This is a genomic window from Cellulophaga sp. BC115SP (genome assembly GCF_009905545.1).
Classification (GTDB): Bacteria; Bacteroidota; Bacteroidia; order Cytophagales; family Spirosomataceae; genus Flectobacillus; species Flectobacillus rivi.
This window is the reverse complement of sequence record NZ_JAAALB010000025.1, coordinates 36,333-55,681: the sequence shown is the minus strand read 5'-3', so window position 1 is coordinate 55,681 and position 19,349 is coordinate 36,333. Positions and strand designations below refer to the sequence as shown.

13 protein-coding genes are annotated in these 19,349 nt (G+C 36.8%); 11 read left to right on the top strand and 2 right to left on the bottom strand.

What is annotated here, in order from left to right:
- Window positions 1-28: 28 nt before the first annotated feature.
- The 4 genes from porU to GVN22_RS17395 all read left to right on the top strand — a co-directional run bounded on the left by porU (window position 29) and on the right by GVN22_RS17395 (window position 6,662).
- A complete protein-coding gene (gene porU / locus GVN22_RS17410) occupies window positions 29-3,442 on the top strand; it encodes a type IX secretion system sortase PorU (RefSeq protein WP_166552291.1) in 3,414 nt (1,137 codons plus the stop codon).
- A 96-nt stretch (window positions 3,443-3,538) separates the two neighbouring features.
- Window positions 3,539-4,699: a type IX secretion system outer membrane channel protein PorV gene (gene porV, locus GVN22_RS17405; RefSeq protein WP_166552290.1), complete on the top strand. Its 1,161-nt coding sequence runs from the start codon at window positions 3,539-3,541 to the stop codon at window positions 4,697-4,699.
- Between the two features lie 120 nt (window positions 4,700-4,819).
- Window positions 4,820-6,109, top strand: a complete 1,290-nt coding sequence (locus tag GVN22_RS17400; protein WP_166552289.1) for a pitrilysin family protein — start codon at window positions 4,820-4,822, stop codon at window positions 6,107-6,109.
- A gap of 115 nt (window positions 6,110-6,224) precedes the next feature.
- Complete coding sequence (locus GVN22_RS17395; RefSeq protein WP_166552288.1) at window positions 6,225-6,662, top strand: CBS domain-containing protein; 438 nt, start codon at window positions 6,225-6,227, stop codon at window positions 6,660-6,662.
- 107 nt (window positions 6,663-6,769) lie between these two features.
- On the opposite strand, the gene GVN22_RS17390 is transcribed toward GVN22_RS17395, so the two are convergent.
- Window positions 6,770-7,684 carry a PfkB family carbohydrate kinase gene (locus GVN22_RS17390; protein WP_166552287.1) on the bottom strand — a complete coding sequence of 305 codons (915 nt, stop codon included), beginning with the start codon at window positions 7,682-7,684 and terminating at the stop codon, window positions 6,770-6,772.
- Between the two features lie 90 nt (window positions 7,685-7,774).
- Complete coding sequence (locus GVN22_RS17385; RefSeq protein ID WP_166552286.1) at window positions 7,775-8,950, bottom strand: hypothetical protein; 1,176 nt, start codon at window positions 8,948-8,950, stop codon at window positions 7,775-7,777.
- Between the two features lie 206 nt (window positions 8,951-9,156).
- Between GVN22_RS17385 and GVN22_RS17380 the strand changes: the two genes are divergently transcribed.
- The 7 genes from GVN22_RS17380 (at window position 9,157) to GVN22_RS17350 (ending at window position 19,342) form a co-directional block, all read left to right on the top strand.
- Window positions 9,157-9,537, top strand: a complete 381-nt coding sequence (locus tag GVN22_RS17380; protein WP_166552285.1) for a HEPN domain-containing protein — start codon at window positions 9,157-9,159, stop codon at window positions 9,535-9,537.
- Between the two features lie 165 nt (window positions 9,538-9,702).
- A complete protein-coding gene (gene cysS / locus GVN22_RS17375) occupies window positions 9,703-11,193 on the top strand; it encodes a cysteine--tRNA ligase (RefSeq protein WP_166552284.1) in 1,491 nt (496 codons plus the stop codon).
- Between the two features lie 237 nt (window positions 11,194-11,430).
- The gene (locus GVN22_RS17370) at window positions 11,431-12,159 is read left to right on the top strand and encodes a rhomboid family intramembrane serine protease (RefSeq protein ID WP_205690940.1); all 729 of its coding nucleotides are present in this window, start codon (window positions 11,431-11,433) and stop codon (window positions 12,157-12,159) included.
- Window positions 12,160-12,342: 183 nt separating this feature from the next.
- Window positions 12,343-13,254 carry a rhomboid family intramembrane serine protease gene (locus GVN22_RS17365; RefSeq protein ID WP_166552283.1) on the top strand — a complete coding sequence of 304 codons (912 nt, stop codon included), beginning with the start codon at window positions 12,343-12,345 and terminating at the stop codon, window positions 13,252-13,254.
- A gap of 257 nt (window positions 13,255-13,511) precedes the next feature.
- On the top strand, window positions 13,512-15,473 hold the full coding sequence (dxs, locus tag GVN22_RS17360) for a 1-deoxy-D-xylulose-5-phosphate synthase (RefSeq protein WP_166552282.1): 1,962 nt from the start codon (window positions 13,512-13,514) through the stop codon (window positions 15,471-15,473).
- A gap of 161 nt (window positions 15,474-15,634) precedes the next feature.
- On the top strand, window positions 15,635-17,458 hold the full coding sequence (locus GVN22_RS17355) for a 7TM diverse intracellular signaling domain-containing protein (protein ID WP_166552281.1): 1,824 nt from the start codon (window positions 15,635-15,637) through the stop codon (window positions 17,456-17,458).
- A gap of 156 nt (window positions 17,459-17,614) precedes the next feature.
- The gene (locus GVN22_RS17350) at window positions 17,615-19,342 is read left to right on the top strand and encodes a hypothetical protein (protein ID WP_166552280.1); all 1,728 of its coding nucleotides are present in this window, start codon (window positions 17,615-17,617) and stop codon (window positions 19,340-19,342) included.
- Window positions 19,343-19,349 lie beyond the last annotated feature (7 nt).

Genomic DNA, 19,349 nt, shown 5'->3' with positions numbered 1-19,349 from the left:
ATAGAAAGGAAGGCTAATAGTAAAAAAGATGAAAAACTGGTTGAAGGCACTAATTTGTATAGTTTTTATGATTTATACCTATGAAAGCATAGCTCAAAAAAGCGTACTTTCAGAAGGGAATTGGATAAAAATTGGTATTACACAAAGTGGTATATATAAAATTGATAAAGACATTTTAAGCAAAGCGGGATGGCCTTTAAGCCAAATAACGCCACAGAATCTTAAATTATATGGTAATGGAGGTAAAATGTTACCTCAAAAAAATAGTGCTTCTCGTCCTATCGACTTAATTGAAAATGCTATTTTAGTAAGAGGCGAACAAGACGGTAAGTGGGATGATACCGACTATATTCTTTTTTATGGAGAAGCTCCTCAGCAGCTGATTATTGATAAGGCTCAAAAGCAGATTTCTCATCAAATCAATATCTATTCTGATACAACCTATTACTTTCTGACAGTATCAAGCAGTAATGGTCAAAGAATTAAAACAGCTACAGATGTTAAATCTACCAATACGATTCGCCTTTTTGATGACTATCAATTTCATGAAATAGATAAGCGTAATATTTTGGCACAAGCTCCATTTGCAGGTTCGGGACAAGAGTGGTATGGCGAGGAGTTTATTGCCAATAATCAACAAGTATTTAGTTTTGTAGGTCAAGGAATAGCCAGTAATTCACAGATATCCTTAACGTCGTCGGTACTCAATACTTCGTATGGTGCAACAGCTTTCAACCTTACGGTAAACAATCAAGCCGTGGGTTCACAAAATATGGAAGGTATCACTGCAAGTACCTATGATTATAAAGGCAAAGCCGCAAAAAATATCTTTAGCATCAATAGTGGATTAGTTACTTCGGATGTCATTAATGTAGGATTGACTTTTGATCGAAAAGCCCTTACATCAGGTGGTGCCTTTTTAAATTTTTTGAGCATTCAACTCAAAAGAAATATCAAGCTCAACAATGCCACATCTCTACGATTTAGGTCATTTGAGCAACTTCAATATAAAGATTTTCAATGGCAAATTTCGGACACTGACAATACACTTTCGGTGTGGAATATCACCAACTCGGCTGTTCCTATTAATCAAACATTGACTCAAAATAGCGAAGGTTGGACGATTTCAGGAACACAAAGCGATTTGCAAGAATATATTCTCTTTAAAGAATCAAGCGCACTGCAACCCGCCTCTAATAGCAAAATAGATAATCAAAATTTGCATGGACTCAAAACACCTGATTTGGTAATTGTCTGTGGGGTATCTATTCAAAGTAGTGCTGAAGCTTTGGCGAATTTCAGACGTAGTCATGATAAACTTGATGTGGTTGTGGCGACCAAAGAAAGTATCTACAACGAATTTTCTTCTGGCAAGCAAGACATTACAGCCATTCGTGATTTCGTAAAATACTTATACGATCAAAATCCAACAAAACTAAAATACTTACTTTTGTTAGGCGATGCCTCTTATGATTTCAAAAGACGAAGTCAGGTCATTGGAGATGAAGTCAAGAATATTTATATACCAGCTTATCAAAGTCGAGAATCGTTGCACCCTATCTTAAGTTATGCTTCAGATGATTACTTTGGATTTATGGAAGCTGAAGAAGGAGATTGGGAAGAAAATGCCAATGGTAATCATACGCTCGATATTGGTGTAGGTCGCCTTCCTGTTAAAACTAAAGCTGAGGCAAATGATATAGTGTCCAAACTCACCTCCTATCACAATAGTAGTAAGCTGGGAGATTGGCGTTCAAAAATTACTTTTGTAGCAGATAACGGCGATGGGAACCTTCATCAAGGCGACGCAGAAGATTTTTCTCAGTTGGTAGAGAAACTTTATCCCTCCTACCAAAGTCAAAAGATTTATTTAGATAATTACCCCTTATTATCCTTAGCAGAAGGTCAAAGAAGTCCACAGGCTAAAGACGCCCTTTTTCAAGCGCTCCAAAACGGTTCTTTGATAGTAAACTATAATGGACACGGTGCCGAAACAGGTTGGACTGAAGAGCAAATTTTAACGATTAATGATATTGATAAATTAAGCAACCTCAAAAATTTGCCTGTAATGCTTACCGCAACCTGCCAGTTTGGTCGATATGATGATCCCAATCAGGTTTCAGGAGCCGAACTAGCACTATTGAGTAATCGAGGTGGAGCAATTGCGCTATTAACGACAACACGTCCCGTTTATCAAAGTACAAATTATTTAATCAACGAAGCATTCTATCAAAATGTATTTCCTAGCAATACACAGGCAACGCAACGCCTAGGAGATATTGTCAAAAATACAAAGAATGCCAGTGTAGTTGGAGTCGTAAATCGAAACTTTAGTCTTTTAGGTGACCCGTCGATGCAGTTATTGTATCCGCAACAAAAGATTACCATCGATAGTATGCTTGTACAAGGTCGAGGGCTTTCAGATACGCTAAAAGCATTGGAACAGGTTCGTATTGTGGGAAAAGTTCGAGCAAATACTGGACTAATCGATACACAGTTTAGTGGAACAGTACAAATTACGTTATTTGATAAAGCGCAAAAGGTAAGTACTCTTGGGGCTAACAATGCTCCGTTTGTTTATCTCGATTATAATAATATTTTGTTCAAAGGCACTGCTACGGTAAACAAAGGGCGATTTGAGATAACGGTAGTACTTCCTAAAGATATTAACTACCAATATGGAGAAGGAAAACTCTCGTTGTATGCTCAAAGCAGTACAGGCTTTACAGATGCAATAGGTTTTGAAAGACCAATTATAGGAGGTTCAGGCAAAATCCAAAAAGTTGATAATACAGGACCAAAAATTCATTTATATTTAGATGAAAAAGTTGAAAAAGAGACGTATATTACAACACCTAATCCTCGGTTATTGGTAGACTTAGAAGATGAAAGTGGCATTAATATTGCAACAGACGGCTTAGGTCATCAAATACTATTGACACTTGATGATACCACTCAAATAATACTAAATCAGTACTATTCAAGTACGCTTAATAACTATCAACAAGGCAATATTATCTATGATTTTAAGGGGCTTACTGAAGGTGATCATAAATTATCAATAAAAGTTTGGGATACATACAATAATTCATCTGAAAACTCGTTGCGATTTAAGGTTGTCCAAGATAACATCTCTTCCTTAAAAAATATCAAGTCCTTTCCTAACCCATTCATTGATAAGGTATATTTCAGTTTTGAGCACAATAGAGAGGGTGATGATGTAGATATTACTCTCCAAATATTTGATTCTAGAGGAACACTTGTTAAAGAGATTTCTCAACAAGCATACGACATTTCGAGTCCCTATGATAAAATTTATTGGGATTTATCAGAAGATTCTGGTATGATTGTAAGAGATGTTTACTTTTATCGTATTTTTGTAAAGTCACGAACAATATCATATCAGGCTTCAGCAAACGGCAAATTGGTATCCGTTAAATAATTTAAGTAAAGGATTTTAGGGCATAGCTTCTGTTTAGCATAAAAATATATTACTTTTGGAACGTGCCTCATCCGAACAACTTTAACTTTAAAAACAATGATTAGAAAAGTTACAAACGCTCTAAGAGCGTCTTTGATGCTTGGATTGACAATGTCTGCTGCAAGTGTTGTAGCTCAAGTTAGAAATGCACCGTCACCGGTAATTACTTCTTTAATTCAAACTCCAGATGCACGTGCTGCCGGTATGGGTGACGCTGGTGTGGCAACATCAAACGCTGATGGTGATGCTAATGCAATTTTTTGGAATCCAGGTAAAATGCCTTTCTCTAACAAAGATATTGGTGTTTCTTTATCATACACTCCATGGCTTCGCCAATTGGTAAATGACATGGCTCTCCTAAATGTTAGCGGATACAAAAAGTTAAAAGGTGGTGATGTAATCGGCCTATCTCTCCATTATTTTGATATGGGGGTATTCCAACAAACTGATAACAATGGTTCTATCCTTGGTAATTTCAACTCAAAAGAATATGCCCTAACAGGTTCTTATTCTCGTAAGTTATCGGATAAACTAGGCTTAGGGGTTAACATCAAGTATATCAACTCTACATTGTTCAACGGAACAGTAACTAATTCATCAGGTGGTACATTTACTGCTCAACCTGTAAACTCTGTAGCAGCTGATATTGGTATTTTCCATACCTCTAAAACTGATAAGCCTTGGAACTATAACTGGGGGGTAGCAATTCAAAATATCTCTGGTCGTGTATCTTATGGTGGTAATGAATCTAACTTCATTCCAACTAACCTAAAGGCTGGTTTTGCTGCTATCAACTCTATTGATGCTAGCAATAAACTTACTTTAACATTGGACATCAATAAATTGATGGTACCGACTCCAAAATATGATTCAAATGGCAAATTGATTCAACCTTCTACTGCTATTGGTGGTATCTTAGGTTCATTCGGTGATGCGCCAGGTGGTTTCAGTGAAGAGTTAAAAGAAGTTAACCTTTCATTTGGTACAGAATATTTATACAACGATATGTTTGCTGGACGTGTAGGTTACTTCTACGAAAATGGTTGGAAAGGTAATCGTAAATACGCAACAGTTGGTTTTGGTATCAAAATTGAGAAAAAATATAGTTTAGACTTTTCATATTTGATTCCTACTGGAAGTGGAAGCCCATTGGCAAACACACTTAGAGTTTCTTTACAAGCAAACCTAAATTCAGCGCCAAAAGTATCAGCTAACTAAGATTCTTAGATACTACATTAATAGAAAAGACATTTCTTCGGAAATGTCTTTTTTGTTTTTATACTCTTCAATGACTAATTTCAGCTTTCACTTTATTCATACAAAAGCATTCTCATATACATGGCTATAGATATTTTAGATCGTTCTATTACTCCTGCATTTCAAACAATTCAAGAGGTATTTATCCCTCCTGTCAAAAATATCACCTTGAGCAATGGCTTACCACTACATATTATTAATGTAGGAGAACAGCCTATTATCAAATTAGAGTTGATTTTTAATGCAGGCAACTGGTTTGACGATAATAAGGGCATTTCTTTCTTTACCGCTAAAATGCTCAATGAAGGCACCTCTGCTCATAACTCTGCAAGTATTAATCAATTTTTTGATCAATATGGAGCATTTACCGAGTTTACCCACAGTGTTGATAGAGCTAGCTTTGTGGTTTATGGTTTGAGCAAACATTTAGGGCAATTACTACCTATGGTTCAGGAAATTTTGCAGGATTCAATTTTTCCTCAAAAGGAATTAGATACCATCAAAAAAATCCAACAACAAACTATTCAGGTTAATCAAGAGAAAACGTCTTTTGTGGCAAACCAAAAAATACGAAATAGCATTTTTGGTGAGACTCATCCCTACGGTACTAATTTAAGCCAAGAAATTATTGAGAATATTACCAGAGAGAATTTAGTCAAGTATTATCAATCTCACTGGCAAAACCAGCCTTTCAGAATATTCCTTTCTGGTAAAATTACTGAGCAAGAAATAGAAGCAGTAAACAATATTCTGGGCAATATTCCTGTTGGAAACGCTCATACTTCTAGCTACGAGCACACCGATGGAGGAATTGAAGCAACATCTTTTTTAATTGAAAAAGAGAATGCTTTACAATCTTCTATTCGTCTGGGAAAACAACTTTTCACTCGTTCGCATCCAGATTATTTCAATATGTTAATCGTAAATGAAGTACTAGGAGGATATTTCGGTTCGAGACTTATGAAGAATATTCGTGAAGAAAAAGGGTTAACTTACGGCATAGGCTCAAATGTAGTTCCTTTCTCCAAAAATGGATATTTTATTGTTGGCACTGACGTTAAAAAAGAATTTACACAACTGACCATCGACGAAATCATAAAAGAAATTCAAGTGCTTCGTACCGAACTTGTCTCGGAGGAAGAACTTACGACGGTTCGTAATTATATGTCTGGCGCCTTTGCAGGTTCATTAAATACGCCTTTTGAAATCGCAGATCGTTACAAAGTGATTATGTCAGAACAATTACCTCTTGACTTTTATCAGCAATATTTTCAGCATATTCAACAAATCACCTCTGAAGATATTTTGGAAGCAGCTCAAAAGCATCTTGACCCAGATTCGCTTATCGAAGTAGCTGTTGGTGGTAAATAAAGATAGGTAGTTTCTATTATTTTGAAAAACAAAGATGGATTTTTGAAAGAATAATTTGGTTTTAAGAAAGAAGATAGTTAATTTATTAGTAATCAAATTCTTAAAACCGACAATTATGAAAAAAGTATCCCATCTCATCTTACACAAAGGAAATACTGTCAACACCATTGAGGCCCATAAACCTGTTTTTGAGGCTCTAGAAATTATGATTTCCAAAAATATTGGTGCACTCATCGTATATCAAGATGGCGAATATAAAGGTTTGCTTACAGAACGAGACTATGCACGAAAAGTGGCCATTATGGGTAAAAACTCACATGACACAACGGTAGCAGAAATCATGCAAGCCAATCCAGCTTCGGTGAGGTTTGAGGATAGTATTGAGCGGTGTATGGAAATTATGTCAGATAAACATATTCGTTATTTGCCTGTAATTGCCGAAAAACATGTGGTAGGATTGGTTTCTATGGGAGATTTGGTTCGCTTTATTATTGAAGATCAAAAAGATACAATTAATCATTTACAAAACTTTATTTCAGGAGGGGTATCTTAATTGAGTGTATGAGTGATTATGTTAATACTAGCATGATAGCATCAAAAAAGCGGTCGGAAATTATTTTCCGACCGCTTTTTTACTGATAATATAGTGGGGTATAATTTCTACACTTCGAAACCAGCCAACTCTTTGAACTCTTGCACGCGTGACAAAAGCTCTTCGTAAGTTAAGTCAATCAAACGCTCTGTACCGAATTTCTCTACACAGAATGACGCCATAGCCGAACCATAAACGATTGCACGCTTCATGTTTTCGAAACTAATATCATCTGTTTTAGCAAGATAACCGATAAAACCACCTACAAAAGTATCGCCTGCACCAGTTGGATCAAATACTTCTTCTAATGGAAGTGCAGGACAGAAGAATAGTTTATCTCCTTGGAAAAGCAATGCGCCATGTTCACCTTTTTTGATAATCAAGGTTTTTGGTCCCATGCCCAAAATTTTCTTAGCCGCAACACGTAAAGAATATTCACCAGACAACTGACGAGCTTCTTCATCATTGATACACAATACATCAATCATCTGAAGAACAGCTTTCAAATCATCCATGGCAATATCCATCCAGAAGTTCATGGTATCCATGACAATCAATTTCGGACGGTTTGCCAAACGTTCGATTACTGTTTTTTGTACCGCAGGCGTCAAGTTACCCAACATCAAATACTCACAGTCTTGATACTCTGCAGGAATGATTGGGTCAAAATTAGCCAACACGTTCAACTCCGTTACCAAGGTATCTCTAGAGTTCATGTTGTTATGATAACGACCAGCCCAGAAGAAAGACTTCTCTCCTTGTTTGATTTGAAGACCAGTAGTATCTATTCCTTTGTTTTGTAGTAATTCGATATATTCTTGAGGAAAATCTTCTCCTACTACAGCTACAAGGTTTACGGGTGTCTTGAAATATGAAGATGACAAAGAAATGAATGTTCCTGCGCCACCAATAATTTTATCTGTCTTTCCAAAAGGCGTCTCGATAGCATCAAACGCTACCGAACCAATAGCTAATAAACTCATTTAGTTTTTGTTATAGTTGAATAATTGGCAAAGATACAAAATACTCTGCAAACCAGAGAGTTCTCAAAACAGGAAACCATCATTTTGAGATTAACCTACACGTGGGCAACGCTTGAATGGTTTTTCTCTATCAAACAAATAGCGATAAGTAATATATTGTTTGTCGAGAGTTGTACCCAACTGAGACACAAAACGATTCATTTTGGGATTGAAATCGCCTACCCAGTTCATATCAATGGTTTCGTACTGGAAAAAAGGATCTTTTATCCCTTCCAAACGAAGCTTCATAGCAATAGCAGACTCCACGCCTTTCCCTTGATAATCTGGTACTACGCCAAAAATCAAACCACAAGTACGCGTCACAACACCTTTCCAAAGTAGAAGCATAAACTTGATTTTTTCCCAAATCCCAAATTTGCCATTTAAATGTTTGACAATTTGATTTAAATCTGGAATTACAATAAAAAAGGCAATCGGTCTGTCTCCATCATAAGCAAACCATATCAATTGCTCGTCGATAATCGGCTTCATCTGAGCAACTAGGCTTTGTCCCTGCTCCTTGGTCATGCCTTTTACTCCTGGGAATTTTGCCCATGCTTCGTTATAGATAATACGGAAATCTTCGCCAAACTTCGGCAATTCACGTTTCTTGATATGCTTAAAGGTGATATCAGGATTAGCAAATACACGATAGGCTTTGTCCATTACGCTTTGTGTAGTCTTTGAGGTCAAAATACCCGCCGAATACACATATTGTTGAAAATAGTCTTTGAAACCATAATCTTCAAAATACTGAATGTAATATTGCTTAGTCCAAGGCATTTTGTAGGTTGGTTCATGATTCCAACCTTTTATCATTAAGCCCCAAAAAGAGTCACGTTCACCAAAGTTGATTGGTCCGTCCATTGCCTCCATCCCACGGCTGGCAAGCCATTCTTTACAAGTATCAAACAACAAGAATGCCGCTTCTTGATTCTCGATACACTCAAAAAATCCCATTCCACCCGTAGGCTGCTCTTCATTTTTGGCGGTTTCATGATTAATAAAAGCCGCTACACGTCCTATGGTTTCACCTTTATCACTTTGTAAAATCCAACGGATACACTCTCCGTGGTTAAAATGCTTATTTTTAGCAGGATTAAAGGTATTTTCTATATCTTGGTCAAGAGGACGAATCCAGTTAGCATCTTGGGCATATAATTTTACCGGAAACTCTAAAAACTCTTTTTGAAGCTTTTTATCATTAGCAACTTCTAAAATCCTCATCTGTTTGGTTGTTGATTAAAAGTTTTGGGCGAAAAAATCCTTCAAAGATAGTCTTTTTTACGTTATTTGATTAGACGGATTCGGTACAGGTTCAAGCTAGCATACAGATTGCTATATTTTTATAAGGCCTTCTGTTAAAATACTTCATACCGAAAGCCAAGAAGTTTTATTAGTTTTGTGTCATAAATATTATCGGAAAGCTCAAGATGAAAAATTATATACTCAGAGCAGAAGACGAAATCGAAAGTGCCAAATATCTTTATCAAAACGATTTTTATCGTGGCACGCTCAATCATTGCTATTATGCGTGTACATGGCTTATGCGTGGCTTGCTTGCTGAAAGGGGTATCGTAATCAAGATGTTAGACTCCGCTTTCTCGTTTTTCGAAGAATATATCATCAAAAGCGAACCTGTACCCAATAGCATACAGCAATTTATCAAAATGCTTGTTCAAGAATATCAAGTACTGCAAAAGGATATTGCTGGAGATTTTATGGCAGATGAAATTTTGTCATATATCGAAAAAACGGAAGACTTTTTGTACTTCGTAAAAGATCAAGCTGATTTAGCCGAACGAAGTAATTAGTTTGTGTATCAATTTCAATGTGTTATACTCTTATGAACTTTAATCCTACCGAACTTAGTGCTTATTTTCGATGTTGCCTCTGATACATTGCTTTTCCAGAAACAACCTTTAATTTCAATATGATGCCACCATCAAGATGGCACAATAGGATAATCAACCAATCAGATGCAATCATTAAAAATATATAATACCCTCACTAGAGAAAAAGAACTTTTCCAACCTATCAACGCCCCTCACGTGGGAATGTACGTTTGTGGACCCACAGTTTACAATTATGTACACCTTGGTAATGTTAGAACCTTTGCGACTTTTGATACCCTTTATCGTTATTTGACACATATTGGCTATAAAGTTCGTTATGTTCGCAACATTACCGATGTAGGTCACTTAGTAGGCGATGGCGATGAAGGCGAGGACAAAATTGGTAAAATGGCGAAGTTAGAAAAACTAGAGCCAATGGAAATTGTACAACGTTATACCAACGATTTCCATAATGTATTGACCCAATTCAATCTCTTACCTCCAAGCATCGAGCCTTCTGCAACAGGGCATATTGTTGAGCAAATCGAAACAACAAAGACCTTAATCGAAAAAGGCTTGGCTTACGAGTCAAATGGTTCTGTGTATTTTGATATTGCCAAATACAACGCACAAGGTGGTGAATATGGCAAATTGTCAGGTCGTGTAATTGAAGACCTTTTGGTTGAGACCCGTGATTTGGATGGAGTAGGCGAAAAACGTAATCCGCTTGATTTTGCTTTATGGAAAAAAGCCGCACCTGAGCATATTATGCGCTGGCCTTCACCTTGGGGTGATGGATTCCCAGGTTGGCACTTGGAGTGTACTTGCATGAGTACCAAATATTTGGGTGATACCTTCGATATTCATGGTGGTGGTATGGACTTAAAATTCCCACATCACGAATGTGAAATAGCACAAGCCAAAGGTAGTACAGGTGTAGACCCAGTAAGATATTGGATGCACTCGAATATGCTAACGGTCAATGGTCAAAAAATGTCTAAATCATTAGGAAACTCATTTTTACCAGCTGAATTATTTGCAGGTTCGCACCCATTGCTCGACCAAGCATATTCACCAATGACGGTGCGTTTCTTTATGTTGCAATCACAATATAGAAGCACTCTAGATTTTTCTAACGATGCACTTAAGGCAGCTCAAAAAGGCTATAAGCGCTTGATGAATGGCTTAAGAATTATCAAAACCCTTAGCTATCAAGCCGATGACAGCATTGCTTTAGACGAAAAACAAATTACTGAAGTCAAGAAAGGTATCCAAGGCTGTTACGATGGTCTCAACGATGACCTTAACACAGCTGTAGCAATTGCAGGTTTGTTTAATTTGTTGAAAAAAATCAATCAATTGTATATGGGACAAGTATTACCTGCACAATTAGGCGAAGATGTATTTAACGAATTAAAGGAAAAATTTGTAGCATTGACCGAAGACGTATTAGGCTTAAAAGAAGAGTCAAATGCGAATATTGATGCTTTTGCAAAAGGAATGCTGGCACTTTACGCAGAATATAAAGAGGCAAAACAGTACGATAAAGTAGACCAAATCAGAACTTATTTCAAGGCAAACGGGCTTGTTATTAAGGACATGAAAACCAAAATTGATTGGGCTTACGAAGAATAACATCTAAGAGAAAGCGTTAGTTTATCAAAAATCTATTTAGATGATAAACTAACGCTTCTTGTTTTGGGTTATTGAGTTATGTCTTCAAGGTATCGAACACTTCATACTTTGCCGTCTTTAAACGAACCTTATAATTTTGCTAATTTATTAGCTATATAACTCTTATTTGGCACTATGAGAACCCCAATGTTAACTCCTATTGTCAGAACACTTATCGTTATTAACGTTATAGTGTTTATGGTACAAAGTTTTAATTCACATTACAACGATCAGATAACTTCATTATTTGGTTTACACTATTTTACCTCCGAGCGGTTTAATCCAATTCAGTTTGTATCCTATATGTTTGTACATGGTAGCTTCATGCACATATTTAGTAACATGTTAGGTTTATTCTTTATGGGACCGTTACTCGAAAGATATTGGGGAGAAAAACGCTTTTTGGCCTTTTATTTTATTACAGGTATCGGTGCTGGACTTTTGTATATGGGAGTGAAGTATTATGACTACTCTGTATTAGAAGAAGCTACAAGAGCATACATTTTGCATCCAGACTTGAGTATGTTCAATAAATTTTTGGAGCAATTTTATCCAAGCGGTATTCCTAGCGAAGCCTACAGTTATGTACCAAGTTCAGGGCGTATAACTTTGCAGGATTCTATTCTTATTGCCGAAGAAAGCTTGCGAGCAGTACTCAATACTCCTACTGTTGGCGCTTCGGGTGCTACCTTTGGGGTAATGGCGGGGTTTGCGATGCTATTTCCCAATACTGAGTTGATTGTTTTTCCAATACCAATTCCTATCAAAGCTAAATATTTAGTAGCTTTATATGCTTTATATGAATTTTATGGAGGACTACACAAAACACCAGGCGATAATGTTGCCCATTTTGCGCATATTGGTGGGATGATTTTTGCCTTTATCCTGATAAAACTCTGGAGTAAAAATCGTAATAATTTCTATTAAGAAAACGAATAATAAATCATCGAGCAACAATTAGAAATTTTGACTCGTTATTGATAAATTACAACACAATAAGCAACAAAAGCTTGCAGGAAAGGTTTAGTAAGTGTATATCAAGCTTTTATAACTAATTTTGCTTAAAATTTAATTGACCCGTATTATATAGGTTTTGAAAAGATTATCACAATGAGTGGGATTTTGGATGATTTTAAAGATGCTTTTTCCAAGCGTAACAACGGATTGATTCAGCTGATATGGTTGAATGTGGCTATCTATATCTTTACATTACTTTTATTTGTAACCTTTACGTTGTTTTTTAAAGGCAGTAATTTATATCATACGTTACTTTCTTACGTAAGCCTTTCTCCAGAACCAACTATCTTGTTGTTTAGACCTTGGACACTTCTTACGTACTCATTTCTACATCACATCAACCCTATTGTGCATATATTTCCCAATATGCTCATGTTATATTGGTTTGGCTCAATTCTGCAAGAGTATATAGGTAGCAGAAGACTCATAGGACTGTATATTGTTGGTGCTATATTTGGAGCGGTATTGGCGGTATTGGCATTCAATTTTATTCCTTATTATCATCAAAATATAGCGAGTACCTCTATTATTGGAGCTTCAGGCAGTGTAATGGCAGTAGTATTTGCTGCGGCAACTTTAGCACCTGATTATTCTTTTTTCTTATTTTTGATAGGTTCTGTTCGCATCAAATATATTGCTTTTCTGTTATTGATTCTCTCTTTGGCGGGGTCTATTGGTGCCAATGCAGGAGGAGAAATCGTACACTTGGGTGGTGCAATTTTTGGTTATATTTACATTAAACAACTCAGAGCAGGAAGAGACTTTAGTACTCCTGTTGAAGCAGTTCTTGCTTTTTTTGAAAAATTATTCAAACGAAAATCTGAAACCAAAATTCGAGTAGCTTATCGCCAAAAGGAGGCAAGTTACAGTAGTACAGCAAGCAGTCATTCGGGCTTTCCTGATGAAGAAGAAGTTGATGAAATACTAGATAAAATCTCTCGTTCGGGTTACGAAAGTCTTACCAAAGAAGAAAAACAAAAGCTATTTAAAGCTTCTCAAAAATAAAAAAAATCAATCGCAAATTAGCGACAAAAAGGGGTTGTGCTTGAATACACACATCCCCTTTTTTATTTGCCCAAAATAATTGCGTAAATTGCGCCATATTTGGACAGCGTAACAATCTATCTTTCCATTAGATTTTTTTAAACAATTTAAAACCCTCGTAGTTTATACTTCAGGCAATTGAATTGTTTAACACTCAGTTGATACGTACCAAGCAACAAACAAGTAGAGTCAAAGCTACTTTTAGACCAATCGAAATCATGCAAATTACACCAGGCAAAATATTAGCTCAAATCAACTCTCCAGAGGATTTGAGAAAACGTGACCGCTCGGAATTGTTGCAAATTTGCGACGAACTACGTCAGTATATCATCGATAACGTATCGGTGTATGGTGGTCACTTTGGCGCATCACTTGGTGTTGTTGAATTATCAGTTGCACTTCATTACGTATTTAATACGCCCGACGACCAGTTGATTTGGGATGTGGGTCATCAGGCGTACGGACATAAAATATTGACAGGCCGTAAAGATTCTTTCCATTCAAACCGTTTGTATGGAGGAATTTCGGGTTTTCCAAAACGCAAAGAGAGTCCTTACGACGCTTTTGGGGTAGGTCACTCATCTACTTCTATTTCGGCAGCTTTGGGTATGGCGGTTGCGTCAAAATACAAAGGAGAAAATCACCGACAACACATTGCAGTGATTGGAGATGGCTCTATGACGGCAGGGATGGCGTTTGAAGCAATGAACCACGCTGGCGATATTCCCAACAATATGTTGATTGTCTTGAACGACAACTGCATGGCTATCGACCCAAATGTGGGCGCCTTGAAGGAATATTTAACTGATATTACTACTTCGCATACTTATAATAGAGTAAAAGACGAAGTTTGGAATTTGCTTGGCAAAATGTCCAACTTTGGAAAATCAGCACAAGAAATTGTCTCTAAAATCGAAAATGGGCTGAAAGCGACTTTGCTCAAACAAAGTAATCTTTTCGAATCGCTGAATCTTCGCTATTTTGGACCAATCGATGGACATGATGTTGAATATCTAGCAACGGTTTTAAATGACCTAAAAGATATTCCTGGTCCAAAAATCCTTCATTGTATTACGACCAAAGGCAAAGGTTATGCTTTGGCAGAAAAAGATCAAACTTTGTGGCATGCTCCAGGAAAGTTTGATAAAATTACAGGAGAGATTAAGAAAAAAGTTCACGCTACTCCACAGCCTCCTAAATATCAAGATGTTTTTGGGCATACTATTGTTGAACTTGCAGAGCAAAATCCTAAAATTATGGGGGTTACGCCAGCAATGCCATCAGGTAGCTCGCTCAATATCATGATGAAAGCCATGCCTCATCGTGCTTTTGACGTAGGTATAGCCGAACAACATGCTGTTACTTTCTCGGCAGGTATGGCGACTCAAGGACTGACGGTGTTCTGTAATATTTATTCTACATTTATGCAACGTGCTTTTGACCAAGTAGTGCATGATGTAGCGATTCAAGAATTACCCGTTATCTTCTGCCTTGACAGAGCAGGTTTTGCAGGTGCCGATGGACCAACCCATCATGGTGCTTATGATATTGCTTATATGCGTTGTATTCCAAATATGATTGTTTTTTCACCAATGAATGAACAGGAGCTTCGCAATATCATGTTTACCACATCTTTAGATGACTTTAAAGAATTAAAGCAAGCAATTTCTATTCGTTATCCACGTGGCGAAGGTGTTATGCCAAATTGGAAAACGCCATTTGAAAAAATGGAAATTGGAAAAGGTCGCAAAATTAAAGATGGTGAAAAAGTAGCACTTCTTACATTGGGGCATATTGGAAACTATGCCGTAAAAGCGTGTGAAGAACTTGCTAAAGAAGGTATAAATCCAGCTCACTATGATATGCGTTTTGTGAAACCTTTGGACGAAGCTATGCTCCATGAAATTTTCCAAAACTATGACAAGGTTATTACCGTAGAAGATGGTTGTCTTCAAGGAGGATTTGGTTCGGCTGTAGCAGAATTTATGCTTGACCATGATTATTCAGCACAAATCAAACGCCTTGGTATCCCAGATAGAATTGTTGAGCACGGCGAACAAATTGAATTACATAAAGAATGTGGTTTTGACCCAGAAGGCATCGCACAAGCTGTAAGAGATATACTTGGTAGAGAAAAGGTTGTACACTCAAGCAATGTTGTTAATCTTACCATGAACTAAAAAGTCTTATCTATTTTTAAAGGCGAGAGATTCTCGCCTTTTTTATTATACATACTTTGATAAATGAAGGTAACTTCGTAGGTTTGATTTCTTATAAATGCTCTATTCCTTTACTACAACTATGCTAAACAATCGACTAGGCTATTAATTTCTCTTTTAATATGATTCGTTGGGTACTTCTAACTTTGATTATTCTTTCTTCACAGTTCGCATTTTCTCAAAAAGAAATCGTGATTGAAAATCCTAATCAGGCACTCTCTATTGGAAATAATATTGAAATACTGGAGGATAAAAAAGGAATGTATTCATTATATGATGTATTGAAACGCCCTGATGTCGACGCTCGTTTTATCAAAAGTCTTCAAGCTAGCCCTAACTTTGGTATCACAAAATCTGTCATCTGGTCACGCTTTACACTGGTCAACAAATCTGGTCAACGTCTGTATCTTGAGATAGGAGAACCCGTTCTCGATAGTATCTCCATCTATCGTGTAGACCATGGTACTATCACTCACAAACGACTTGGGGTATATCAACATAAAAGTACAAGGGATATACAAACCAATTTGTATCTGGTAGATTTGGAGCTTAATTCAGACCAAAAATGTACCTATTATATTCGTATCCAGAATAATTTACCGCTTTTATTTCCCTTAAGAGTAGCCCCCCTTAAGATTTTCTTTGAAGACAACCATCCCAAAGACCTCATGCAGGGTATTTATTTGGGTATCATGCTAGTTATGGCAATCTTCAACTTCTTTATTTTCTGGACAGTACGAAGTAAAGAATATCTATATTATGTCTTGTATGTATTGGCATTTGCGGGTTTTTTCTCATTCAATAAAGGGATTGCTCATGAGTATCTATGGCCCAATGCCATTTGGTTCAATCACTTCACCTCAGTATTTATTTCGGCAGCTATTGGCTTCGGACTATTATTTGCTGAAAGTTTTTTGGATGCCAACAAATATCTCCCTGCTTCGTATAAAACAGTTCGTATTCTTTTATCAGCCATCACATTTTTCTTAGTGGCCAACTGGCTAGGAGCTGGTGCGATGAGTACACAAATTTTACATAGTATTGCATTCTTGGCCGTAATATATATCCTGTTTTTAGCGATTTATATTTGGATTCAGGGCTCACAAGCAGCCTTGTTTTTCTTAGTTGCTTGGGCTGTGATGTTGGTGAGTGCCTTGATATTTATTTTACAACTTTCCAATGTTTTACAAAGCGATAACTTTACCCGCAATGCACTACAGGTAGGTTCGGCACTAGAGGTGGTATTACTATCATTTGCCTTAGCTTATCGAATCAACTACTACCGATTAGAAAAGGAAAAGTATCAAGCCGAAGTAATCCAACAGCTTCAAGAAAATGAACAAATCAGAAGTCGCATCGCACGTGACTTGCACGATGACATTGGGAGTACATTGAGCAGCATTGGCATTCTAAGCCAAGTTGTTGAATACCAAATAGATAAAAATCCATTATCAGTAAAAGAGTTGGTTCAACGAATCAATGAAAGTTCTCAAAAAGTACAACGTTCATTAAGTGATATTGTCTGGACAACCAGACAGACGAGTAATAGTTTTGGCGAAGTATTAGTCAAAATGAAGGAATTTGCAGCTGAAGTTTTTGAACCTAAAAATATCAATTATTATTTCCAAACTGAAAATTTACCTGAAATTCAACTATCGGCGAACAAACAATATAACCTCTATTTGATATTCAAAGAGGCAATCAATAATATTGTCAAATATGCCGATGCTACTGAGGTAAACATAGAAATCAGTTTTGAGAATTCAGAGCTACGTTTATTCGTTAAAGATAATGGTATCGGTTTTGATGAAACCATTATTAAAGCAGGTAATGGCTTAGGAAATATGCGCAAACGAGCAGAAAGCCTTGGTGGTAGTATTACTATACTTTCTAGAGTGGGAAAAGGTAGTTCTATTGAGCTTAAAGTACAAATCAAGCAGTCTTAGCCATATTTCATCAATCACATAAATAACTAACAATCAGAATATTTATAGAAAAACTACAGTTTAAATACCGATTACTCAGATTCCTCCATTTTGCTTCATAGATAGTTCAAGAAATTGTAATATTGACTCAATTATTCAATAGTCCGTACTATTACTATGAAAACTTCTAACAATTGCCGTTTAGTAGTTGTACTTATCATGTATTTTTCCTCTCTTAAACCTCTCTACACGCAAAATCTTGAAAATTTATCACAACAAAAGCCAGTCTCCCTATCAGGAAATATAGATTTAAGAGGAATTTACTATTCTGCCAACGGTATCTCGCCAAGGTACCCAAGTACATCTTACGTATTATCAGGAGCACCAACCCTTAATCTTTATGGGCTTGCTATTCCTTTTGCTTTTACTTTTAGCAATCAAGAAAGTAAAATAGCACAACCTTTCGCTCAATTTGGACTAAGCCCTACTTACAAGTGGCTTACGCTACATGGAGGCTATCGCAATGTATCCTTCAACCAGTTTACACTTGGCGGACATACTATGCTAGGAGCTGGCATAGAACTAACGCCTGGCAAATTCCGAATGGGATTCATGTATGGTCAGCTCAATAAAGCTACCAAATTAGACTCCACTACCCTATCGTTAGTGCCTGTGGCATTTGATAGAAGTGGCATGGCTGTCAAAATTGGCTATGGTACCGACAAAACCTTTTTCGAAATCAGCGCACTCAAAGCATCTGATAAAATGGGAAGTGCATTATTTGATGTCTCTTCCCAGCAAGGAAATCCCAACTTGTCTAGTACAACAGCAGCCGAAAACCTTGCCTTAGGTTTGAATATGCGTATCTCCTTTTCTTCAAAACTCTCGTGGGATACCGAAGCTGGGGCGAGTGGCTATACAAAGGATGTTAATTCGAGTGCTGAAATCGATAAAAGCAAACTTCCCATTTCTGGAAATACACTCGACCAGCTACTCAAGGTCAATGGGACTACCGAGCTGTACACGGCTGTTCAAACCGCACTTCGGTACAAAAGTAGGTCGTGGGGACTACGGCTCCAGTATCGGCGTATCGACCCCGAATACAAAACGATGGGTGCTTACTTCTTTAACTCCGACATAGAAAATATCACTATTGCCCCACAATTTTCCATCTTCAAAAACAAATTCAGATTTAATGGAAGTATAGGTTTACAAAGAGATAACTTAAATAAACAGAAAAAGTCAGAATCTAAAAAAGTCATTGGATCAGCTAATTTGAGTACTGATTTTACAGAAAAATTGGGGCTAGACATTAATTATTCCAACTATTCGAATAACCAAACGCCAAATGCACTCAAAATTTCGGATACCATCAGAATTACGCAAACAACTCAAAACCTGTCTATCAATCCACGATATACTATTTTGGGCGAAAAGCAATCCAATTCAATTATGCTATCCTATAACCTGATGGATTTGCAGGATTTTAATAATACCTATTCTCAAGATAGTAAATCAAGAAATTTGAGTTCTCAAAATATATTTCTCAATTACAACCTTTCTTTCAATACCAGCAATTTTTCTATTTACAGCACCCTCAATTACACCACTATCACAGGTTCTTATCTGAGCGACAAAAACTATGGAGTTACCCTAGGTTCTGACAAATCGTGGAAGGATAATAAGTTTAACCTAAGAGGTAGTGTGAGTTATTTGTTAGGTGACCGTGGAGGCGAAAAAAGTACCATTATTAATGGAAACTTTGGTGCTACATATCAGGTAAATCGACATCATCGCTTCGCGCTGAACAGTTTCCTGATTAGCAATTCACCTCAAACAGCCTCAAGTACCAACCTCAAATACACAGAAATACGAGGTGAGGTAAGCTATAATCTTCTTTTCTAAAACCCAT

What these genes read in the sequence shown, in the direction of transcription:
- porU (WP_166552291.1), top strand. Translation starts at nt 29, where the DNA reads ATGAAAAACTGGTTGAAGGCACTAATTTGTATAGTTTTTATGATTTAT.
- porV (WP_166552290.1), top strand. Translation starts at nt 3,539, where the DNA reads ATGATTAGAAAAGTTACAAACGCTCTAAGAGCGTCTTTGATGCTTGGA.
- GVN22_RS17400 (WP_166552289.1), top strand. Translation starts at nt 4,820, where the DNA reads ATGGCTATAGATATTTTAGATCGTTCTATTACTCCTGCATTTCAAACA.
- GVN22_RS17395 (WP_166552288.1), top strand. Translation starts at nt 6,225, where the DNA reads ATGAAAAAAGTATCCCATCTCATCTTACACAAAGGAAATACTGTCAAC.
- GVN22_RS17390 (WP_166552287.1), bottom strand. Translation starts at nt 7,684, where the DNA reads ATGAGTTTATTAGCTATTGGTTCGGTAGCGTTTGATGCTATCGAGACG.
- GVN22_RS17385 (WP_166552286.1), bottom strand. Translation starts at nt 8,950, where the DNA reads ATGAGGATTTTAGAAGTTGCTAATGATAAAAAGCTTCAAAAAGAGTTT.
- GVN22_RS17380 (WP_166552285.1), top strand. Translation starts at nt 9,157, where the DNA reads ATGAAAAATTATATACTCAGAGCAGAAGACGAAATCGAAAGTGCCAAA.
- cysS (WP_166552284.1), top strand. Translation starts at nt 9,703, where the DNA reads ATGCAATCATTAAAAATATATAATACCCTCACTAGAGAAAAAGAACTT.
- GVN22_RS17370 (WP_205690940.1), top strand. Translation starts at nt 11,431, where the DNA reads ATGGTACAAAGTTTTAATTCACATTACAACGATCAGATAACTTCATTA.
- GVN22_RS17365 (WP_166552283.1), top strand. Translation starts at nt 12,343, where the DNA reads ATGAGTGGGATTTTGGATGATTTTAAAGATGCTTTTTCCAAGCGTAAC.
- dxs (WP_166552282.1), top strand. Translation starts at nt 13,512, where the DNA reads ATGCAAATTACACCAGGCAAAATATTAGCTCAAATCAACTCTCCAGAG.
- GVN22_RS17355 (WP_166552281.1), top strand. Translation starts at nt 15,635, where the DNA reads ATGATTCGTTGGGTACTTCTAACTTTGATTATTCTTTCTTCACAGTTC.
- GVN22_RS17350 (WP_166552280.1), top strand. Translation starts at nt 17,615, where the DNA reads ATGAAAACTTCTAACAATTGCCGTTTAGTAGTTGTACTTATCATGTAT.